The organism is Paenibacillus gorillae (assembly GCF_000513275.1).
GTDB classification, from domain to species: Bacteria; Bacillota; Bacilli; order Paenibacillales; family Paenibacillaceae; genus Pristimantibacillus; species Pristimantibacillus gorillae.
The window spans coordinates 1-9,149 of sequence record NZ_CBVJ010000059.1 but is presented as its reverse complement, the minus strand read 5'-3'; the positions used below and the strand labels follow the sequence as shown (position 1 = coordinate 9,149).

Annotated in this window: 8 protein-coding genes; 7 read left to right on the top strand and 1 reads right to left on the bottom strand. The window is 49.3% G+C overall.

Annotated elements, in window-relative coordinates; translation table 11 throughout:
* Positions 1–340: 340 nt before the first annotated feature.
* Positions 341–1,243 carry a LysR family transcriptional regulator gene (locus TY10_RS10510; protein ID WP_272945284.1) on the bottom strand — a complete coding sequence of 301 codons (903 nt, stop codon included), beginning with the start codon at positions 1,241–1,243 and terminating at the stop codon, positions 341–343.
* A gap of 160 nt (positions 1,244–1,403) precedes the next feature.
* Here TY10_RS10510 and TY10_RS10505 point away from each other — a divergent pair, with 160 nt between their 5' ends.
* The 7 genes from TY10_RS10505 to TY10_RS10475 all read left to right on the top strand — a co-directional run.
* Positions 1,404–2,507 (top strand): ABC transporter substrate-binding protein, encoded by a 1,104-nt coding sequence (locus TY10_RS10505; protein WP_042163021.1) that lies wholly within the window; start codon positions 1,404–1,406, stop codon positions 2,505–2,507.
* A 3-nt stretch (positions 2,508–2,510) separates the two neighbouring features.
* Positions 2,511–4,211 (top strand): ABC transporter permease, encoded by a 1,701-nt coding sequence (locus TY10_RS10500; protein ID WP_042163019.1) that lies wholly within the window; start codon positions 2,511–2,513, stop codon positions 4,209–4,211.
* Positions 4,208–5,293, top strand: coding sequence for an ABC transporter ATP-binding protein (locus tag TY10_RS10495; RefSeq protein WP_042163017.1), 1,086 nt, complete (start codon positions 4,208–4,210; stop codon positions 5,291–5,293). Before TY10_RS10500 ends, TY10_RS10495 begins: the two co-directional genes overlap by 4 nt.
* Positions 5,294–5,300: 7 nt before the next feature.
* Complete coding sequence (locus TY10_RS10490) at positions 5,301–5,963, top strand: metallophosphoesterase (protein WP_052350475.1); 663 nt, start codon at positions 5,301–5,303, stop codon at positions 5,961–5,963.
* Positions 5,964–6,129: 166 nt separating this feature from the next.
* Positions 6,130–7,155, top strand: a complete 1,026-nt coding sequence (locus TY10_RS10485; protein ID WP_042163015.1) for a LacI family DNA-binding transcriptional regulator — start codon at positions 6,130–6,132, stop codon at positions 7,153–7,155.
* A gap of 234 nt (positions 7,156–7,389) precedes the next feature.
* The gene (locus TY10_RS10480; protein WP_238327535.1) at positions 7,390–8,358 is read left to right on the top strand and encodes a nucleoside hydrolase; all 969 of its coding nucleotides are present in this window, start codon (positions 7,390–7,392) and stop codon (positions 8,356–8,358) included.
* The coding region (locus tag TY10_RS10475; protein WP_042163013.1) for an ABC transporter substrate-binding protein at positions 8,355–9,149 on the top strand (795 nt) is incomplete at its 3' end. The genes TY10_RS10480 and TY10_RS10475, both read left to right, overlap by 4 nt.

The window sequence follows — 9,149 nt, the reverse complement described above, 5'->3', positions numbered from 1 at the left end:
AGGGTAAGCGTAGCGTTTTGAGTTCATGATGACATTTTGCAGATTCTATTCATTGATCATCGTGTAAGCGATGAGACAATGGAATCAAGAACGGCAGCATGAACCAAAACGCACTGTGACCCAGGATTAGTGGAGCGGTCTTGATCTGTCTGTTGCATGAGAGGGTAAGCGGAGCGTTTTGAGTTCATGATGACATTTTGCAGATTCTATCCATTATTCATCGTGAAAGCGATGAGACAATGGAATCAAGAACGGCAGCATGAACCAAAACGCGCAGCGACAATGCAAGCAGCGCCCCCCGGTCCTGGTTTGTTTTGCGTGGCGCAACCCCCAAAAAAATCTAGCTGTGCGTCTCCTCCGCCGGCAGGCAGGAAAGCTTCATAAACTGGATAAAAGTCCGCACCTGATACGCCATAACGTCTTCTTTCCGGTACACTAAGCAAATTTGCCGCTGCTTCACCTGCCCGGGCAGATCCAGCAATACAATTTCACCGGCTGCTGCTTCCTTCATGGCGCTGCGCCACGGGAGAATGCCAACGCCAATGCCATGCTTGACCGATTCCTTAATCGTCTCAATGGCGCCTAGCTCCATGCCGATCGTCCATTGCAAGCCATTGTCTTTCGCCCAGCTGTCCGCCAGCTCGCGGGTTGTGGAGCCATGCTCATGGAGCAGAAAAGCTTGTCCCTTCAGATCATCGACGGAGATGGCCGCTTGGCTTGCTAGAGGGTGGGTCTTCGGCAATGCCAGCTTCAGCTCATCTTCGGTCAGCGGAATCGTCTCTAAGCCTTCCACATCGGTATGAAGCAAGGAAACGACGGCGACATCGATCTGATATTCGCGAAGCAGCGTCATGACCGCACCGGCGTGTTTGACCGTTAAGAGCGGCACTACATTTTCATAACCGGATTGAAAGGCAGCCAAATAGGGCGGTAAAAAATAAGTTGCCGGTGTATAGCTGGCACCGATTTTCAGCTGGCCCCGGCCTTTCTCGCGATGTTCCTTCATCAGCCGTGATGATTCATCCATGAGTGCGCATATTCGTTTGGCATAGGGTAAAAGGGTTTGTCCGGCGTCTGTCAGCTGAAACTGGCGCAATTGCTTATGAAACAGGCTGAGCCCCAGATCTTCCTCGAGTTTTTTTAAATGAAAGCTTACTGTCGGCTGCTTCAAATCAAGCTCCGTGGCTACTTCCGTCAGCGTGGACAGACGGGCTGCCTGGACAAAAACGCGAAGCTGTTGAATGTTGATAGCGCATCCCTCCTCGAAACTAATATAGATATATTCGATAATAATATCAATATATATAGATACATTTAATTTAATCTTATCATTCCTTTAATCCTCCATTTACAATTTGTCCTTAATCTAAGTAAGGAAGAAGAACATAGCGGGAGGTAATGAAATGTTGAAGAAGGCTAGACAAAAGGGGATTTTACTTATTGGTTTGCTTACGGTGGCGATATCGATTACAGCATGCGGGAATAACGGAGGGACTCCGAACAATTCAGGAGCGTCAAACGCTCCAAATCTGAATGGTGGAGCTGAAGCGAGTCCGGTAGCCGACACGGGGTCCAAGGATGAACCGCTCGTTGTCTACTTGAATGACTTTGACGAAATTATTAAGCCGATGTTTGAAGAGGCGACGGGCTACAAGCTGGAGCTGGTAAGCGGCAACGGAGCAGAGATCGCTTCACGTATTGAAGCAGAGAAAGGCAATCCTCACTGGGATGTTGTCTGGATGGATGCAATGCCAACAATCGATCAAATGGGTAAAAACGGACAGCTGCTTGAAGGCTGGTCGCCAAGCAATGTCGATCAACTGACGGATTTTGCTAAAGGCTTTGTACCGGAGAACAAAACGTATTATCCGACTGGCGCGCATGCTGCAGCCGTCATCGTCTACAATACGAAAGCATTTGATGCGAATTCCGCTCCAAAAACATGGGCGGATCTGGCTGACCCTAAATTCAAAGGAGACGTAGGTATGGCTGACCCGGCGGTAGCGGCACCTGCCTTCCCGTTCGTCGCCTGGTTTTTCCAAACGAAAGGTATGGATGGCGCAAAGAGCTACTTTGACAGCTTGTTGAAAAATGATCTTCATGTTTACCCGAAAAATCCAAACGTCGCTAAAGCGTTGACTGGCGGTGAGATTAAAGCAGCTGCGCTGCAAGAGAGTAATGCCTATGCGCTGAAAAATGCCGGTGAGCCCATTGAAATCATTTGGCCGGAAGAAGGCGCACCTGCCTCAGTCCGCGTAGCAGCTATTCAGAAAGATACGAAGCATGCCGATGCGGCTAAAGCTTTTGTGGAATTTATACTGGATCCAAAAACGCAGCAAGCACTGATCGACAAAGGGGAAGAAAGCTACTTCGAGGCTTCTGCCAATGGAGTGACAGAGAAGTCCGATCGCGCTGCGAATGCAAAACTTGTTGTCGCTGAAGCAGCATGGGCTGGCGAGCATGAAGGCGAAATTAAACAATGGTTCGCTGACAAAGCGGTGAAGTAACCGATGTTTCGATTAAAAGCGCAAGGAAACCGGACCGGCTGGCTCGTGCTAGCCGTTCTGTTTCTGCTTATTCTGCTTCCGCTTGCCGCCGTTGTCATCCAAGTGCTGCTGCCCGGCGTTTTTTTCGGCAATCTTGAAATCGGCAATTTATCCTTGCTGCTTGATGTATTCCGCAGGCCGCTATGGTATGTCTCGTTGAAAAATTCGGTTGTGTTAGGCGTAGGAACTACCGTACTCGGTACGCTGTTAGGTGTTGCACTTGCGATGGTTCGTTCGAAATGGACGTTTCCAACAGCTAAGCTGCTGGATATCGCCGTCTGGATTCTGATCATTACACCTTCATTTATTTTGGCCCAAGGGTGGGTGATGTTCGCCTCGTCCGACGGGCTGGCGACGAGATGGCTTGGCTGGAGCGGTCTGCATCAGCTCGTATTTCAGCCGGCTGGACTGATCATTGTGATGACGTTAAGCAAATTTCCGATGGCTTACTTGACGGTATTTGCCGCATTGGAGTGGAAAGTTGAGCAGCTGAGCGATGCAGCGCGTTTATCCGGCGGTTCCCGCTGGACGGTATGGCGGACGATTCAGGCGCCGCTGCTGCTTCCAGCTATTTGCTCCGGCGCTATGCTCGTCTTTATGGATACGGTTGGCGATTTCGGCATGCCTGCTTCGATTGCGACGATTTTCCGGTTCCCAACCTTGCCTTATTCCATTTATTCAGCACTGTACACGTCGCCGATCCGATTTGATATGGCAGGGGCGTTGTCCTTCTATCTTGTATTACTAATCGCTGTGGCAATGAGCGTGCAGTTGTATGCGATGCGCAAATCGAGATTCGATTTCCTGTCCTCGCGGGCGATTCGTTCAGTGCCGAAATGGCCAGCTAAAGGCGCATATTGGCTTATGGGGGGCAACCTGCTGTTTCTAGCGGTCGTGCTAGGCATTCCGTTCGGCTCCAATCTGTTAATGTCGATTTCGTCCAACGCTTCAGCAGATGCAAAATCAGGATTAACGCTGAAGCATTACAAGGCACTATTCACCACGGATGGCAATCTGCTAAGCGGTCTTATTCATTCGCTCGAAATTGCGGCTGTAGCTGCTATTATTGGACTCGTTGTCGGTTTCCTTGTTGCATATGTTCTGAACTATTCGGAATTTAAGCTCCGTAAAGCGATTGATGTCATCTCGCTCGTCTCGCTTGCTGTGCCGGGCATCGTGCTGGGTATCGGGTATATTTTCATATGGAATCAGGCTTGGCTGGAAAAGATCGGACTGCTGTTGTACGGCACGCCATGGATATTGGTGCTCGCAAGCGTTGCTGGTGTTATCCCGGTCATAACGAGGGTTGTCGTAGGGGCGATGGCCAAGGTGCCGAGACAGCTGCTGTCCGCTGCCCAAATGCAAGGAGCAGGTTTCCTGTCGCGAATGAGCTCCGTACTCGTTCCGTTAATTAAGGGAGCGCTATTGTATGCCGGACTGGCAGCTTTTGGAGCAAGCGTGTTCGATCTTGCGATCTCGTCGATTCTGTACCCGCCAAATTTCATGACGCTGCCTGTCGTCATTAATAAAGCGTTTGAGGATTTGAAGTTCGGCTATGCGGCTGCAGCGACGCTGACCGGCGGCGGCCTTGTCATCCTTATTATTGCCGCTATGGAACTGATATTTAAACCTGCGCGGAAGCGTCAAAGGAGATCATCGCAATGAATACGATATTGGAAGTCAATGGGCTTGAAAAATCATTCGGTGCGCACACTGCGCTGCGCGACATTCATTTCTCAGTGCAAAAGGGCGAGATCATCAGCGTACTGGGGCCATCGGGCTGCGGCAAATCAACGCTGCTGCAATTAATTGCAGGCTTGCAAAATCCCGATGCCGGCGAAATCAAGCTGCGCGGCAAAGTGGCTGCGGCTGGTTCCCGTTCCATTCCGCCGGAGAAGCGGGGCATTAATATGGTGTTTCAGGATTATGCCTTATGGCCCCATATGAGCGTCTATGACAATATCGCTTACGGGTTGCGCCGTCAAAAGGTGCAGTCAGCCGCTATTCGTGAGCAAATCGCGGAGCTAACGGCGCTGCTTCATCTGCAAGGATTGGAAGACCGGCTGCCTCCACAGCTGTCGGGCGGCCAGCAGCAGCGGGTTGCGATTGCAAGGGCCTTGGCAACAAAGCCGGATTTATTGCTGCTCGACGAGCCGCTCTCCAATCTCGATATGCGGCTGCGGATCGAGATGCGGACGGAGATGGCCTATTTGTTCCGCCGGCTGGGTACAACCGTATTCCATGTTACGCATGATCCTGACGAGGCATTTGCAATGGCGGACCGGCTGATGATAATGCGTGCGGGGGCAGTCGATCAGATCGATCTTCCAAAAGCTTGCTATGAGCGTCCGGCAACACGATCAGCGGCCATGCTGCTGGGAGCTGGCAACCGGTTGAAAGGACATGCTGTTGGGATTGCCGGAGGCGCAATCGGGATAACTATTGGAGGGCAAGAAATTAGAGGTACTTGGACTGCAAGAACAGCTGCCTCAGGAGATGAGGCGGAGCTGCTTTTCCGGCCGGATGCAGCGGTCTTCATGACCGATCCTGTCGAGGGAGGTTTACCCGTAACGGTTCTACACAGTGTGTATGAAGGGAAATTTGTACGCGTTCTTGCCAAGGCGGCAGACGGTCAACAGCTGTCTTTTCTTCATGAGGAGTCTCTGGAAGCGGGAACAGAAGGCTATTTGCACATCAAGGTCTCCCATATGTTTTTATTTCCGCGGGAGCAGCATAACGAGAGGTAGAGCCTATATGTCACGACAATTCGTCATTTCCGATATACACGGTCATGTGGAAGGAATGGAAAAGCTGCTGCAAGGCGCGGGCTACCAGCCTGGCAAAGACAAGCTTGCGCTGCTTGGCGACTACATTGATGCAGATCCCGTGACTTGGGAGTCGTTAACGTACGTCAAAAAGCTGTGCGACGAGGGTGCTGTTGCACTGGCCGGCAATATGGAGGTTGAACTGCTTGCGCTTAGTGCGGAGAGGGATTCGCGAAAAGCGCAGAAGGTCATCACTGAACAAGAATTTATTGAATCACTGCCTTTCTTTGCGCAGTCTGGTTCTTACTTATATGTACATGCTGGCATTCGCCCCGGAATCCGGCTGAATCGGCAAAGCCAGACGGATTTAACGACGATCCGCGAGCCGTTTTGGGGCGGTGACTTCGACTTTCCCGCCAATATTGTGTTTGGTCATACGCCAACGCATAAAATGGGAGCAGCACCCGGCGAGCTCTGGCATGCCCCCGGACGACTCGGTATCGATACTGGAGCAAAACACGGACACCGATTAACGCTGGTGGATCTGTCCGGGCAAATGGCTTATTCATGCAGCACGGCATCGAACAGCCTGTACGGGGATTTCCGGGAAAGCAGCTGGAGGGCACAATCGCAGCTAATCATTTTTAGCTGAACAAGCATAAATAAAGAGTATACGTCAAAGGCAGAAAAGGCCTTTGACGTTTTTTTTGACGACCAAAATAAACGAAAAGTTGATGAGTAATAGTTTTCATGTCATAATAACAATAATCGAACCGGTTTCATAAATTGCGGTTTAGAATAAACCATAGGAGCAGAAGATGAACGAAAAATCTGATCATGTGACGATTGCAGACGTCGCCAAACTTGCAGGTGTAGCAAAATCCACGGTGTCGCGCATTATAAACGATGTACCGGGCGTAAAACCCGTTACGCGGACTAAAGTGCTGAAAGCAATTGAAGAGCTTGGCTTTAAGCCAAATATGATAGCTAGAAGTCTGAAGACGAATATGAAATATCAGATAGCGCTTGGTATTGATGATATCCGCAACCCGTATTATCCCGAACTGGCTTGGGCGGTAGAGCAAGTTGCCAAAAACAATGGATACCGGCTTGTGCTGATCAATCATTACGGCAACCCTACCGAGGAACTGTCGTTAATCCGTCATACTAATGAGATGCATATTGACGGTCTTATTTTGCTCTCCATAAGTTATCCGCAAGCTTTGAAAAAATATATTAATCATTCATCCGTACCGGTCTGCTTAATCGGCAATATTGGCGATGACGTCAATGCAGATATGGTGTATTTGACCAAGCCGGAAGGCATGCTAGCGATGGAGCATTTGATCCGTATCGGTTGTGCAAATATTGCATATGCTGGAGGGCCAAGGCAGCAGCATCAAGGGATGAGGTACGATGCATACGAGAACGCTTTGAACGCAAATTTCTTGAAGGTGAACCCGTCCAATGTTTTTGTGGGTACGGATTTTTCGCTGAATACGGGTATTCAGGCTGCTGAGTATTTCGCCGGTCTTCCTGAGCTCCCCGATGGTGTCTATGCCGCGAATGATATGATAGCTATTGGTCTCATCCAAGGGTTGATCGAGCGGGGCGTTCGTGTTCCCGAAGACATTAAGGTTGTGGGTGTGGATGATATCAGCTGGTCGACCATTGCCCGGCCGAAAGTCAGTTCCGTATCCAATCTTACCGGGGAAGTGGGCCGGATTGCAGCGGAATTATTGCTGCAGCGTATTCAGGAGGGGAATACTTCTCCGCTTCGAAAAGTGCAGCTCGAACCGCGTCTTATCGTTCGGGATTCCAGTGTGAAAGTGAGCCATGCTTAATGGCTCACTGCTTTAAATGGTGCTTATAAAGCTCCCGTGTTTTGAAATAATGGTGGCGTTGCAAACGAATCCGTCCATTGACAATTAAAAAGGCTGTGTGATAATCATTTTAGAACCGGTTCGAAAAGTTTCTTAATAATAATCCAAGTCGGATTAAAGATTAAAGCTGAGCTTAAAACAAGATTATTTTTTTGAAGCATTATGTAAGAGCTTACATCTAAGGGGGTCATTTCATTGGCACAATTGCAACGCATGATTTTGGATACGGATATCGGCACAGATGTGGATGACGCAATGGCCGTAGCGCTTAGCATGTTTTCACCGGAAATTCAGGTGGAGGGTATTACAACCGTTTACGGGGATGTCGATTTGCGGTCCAGAATGGTGAGAAGAATATTGCAACTAGGCGGCAGAGAAGATATTCGCATCTATTCCGGCATCCGGGAGACACTGCTGCGGAATCGGGAAATCTGGTGGCTTGGTCATGAAGGCGAGGGTATTCTTCACTTGGATGAGCGGGATGAGGAGCTGGGCTTCGAAGATAAGCATGCGGTGGATTTCATAATCGACACGGTTATGAACAATCCGGGCGAAATAACGCTGGTTCCGATCGGGCCGCTGACAAACATCGCCGCTGCGCTTATTCGTGAGCCTAAAGTCGCCCAAAATGTGAAGGAAATCATACTTATGGGCGGAGTGGCTCGAATTGGCAGCAATGCATCAGAGCTGGACTATTACGAGCACAATATTAGCAGAGACCCTGAGTTGGCTTCCATTGTATTCGGAAGCGGCGCTCCTATCGTTATGGTGGGATTGGATGTGACACGTAAAGTATTGCTGGATCGCACGCACCTGGATCGTCTCACGGCTACTGGAAAGCCGCTTAATCTCATTCTTGTCAAGCTGGTGGAACGCTGGCTTGATTGGTATAAGCATGACTATACGGCGATGAATGATCCGCTTGCTGTAGCGCTTCTAATTAACAGGAGCTTCGTGAAAACCAAGAGGATGAAGGTGCATATTGAATATGATCACCGCCATCCGACAGGTCAGACGATCGCCCAGCAGCAAGAGGATGCAAACGTAGAAATTTGCGTAGAGGTAGATTGCGAGGCTTTCATGGAACTGTTGCTACAACGGCTATGCGATTATGAAGTCAAGCAGGCAGAGCATGTTTTACCATACGGGGAGGGATCAAAGTGAACCATTCCAGAAAATTCCATCAGACATTAGTTGCAGTACTGCTAATTGCAATTGTAGTCATGATCCTATCAGGCTGCAGCTCAAACGGAAAATCAAATAAGCCAGATCAAGATAAGCCGCAAGAAGCAAAAGTAACTATTCCATTCTGGATTACTCCACAAGATAAAGGCATTACAGCATGGTTTACAAAATGGACAAATGAATTCAATAAAAGCAATCCTGGTATTGAGGTAAAGCTCGAATTTGTTCCGCAAGACGCTTGGCAGCAAAAGCTAAAGGCGGCGCAGTCCAACGGAAGCGCTCCGCAGATTTCATATTCCAACTATGCGAGCATTCCGATGAACATGAAGCAAGGGATGGTAGCTGCTCTTGATGATTATATCGAGCCGAAGGTGTTCGAGGATCTATACGATAACATCAATGAACTAATTATGATCGGCGGCAAACATTATTCATTTCCTGTATTCGTTGAGCCTTATGAATTGCTGTTTTACCGCAAGGATTTCTTTGAGGAAGCAGGTTTGGACCCGAACAGTCCGCCTAAGTCGTGGGATGAATTAATTGAAGCGGGCAAAGTGTTAAGCAAGCCAGGGCGGTTCGGACTTTCCGTGCCGGGAAGCGCAGATATCGGCTGGACACATTGGTCATTCCAGAATATGATTGGACACTTCCCAATTAGCGATGACTGGTCTAAGGCAACGGTAAATGACGATCAATACCGGCAGCTATTCACTTTTTGGAAGCGCTTGTATGACGAGAAGGTTGTACCAAAGCAGGCCCTTGCTCCAGCA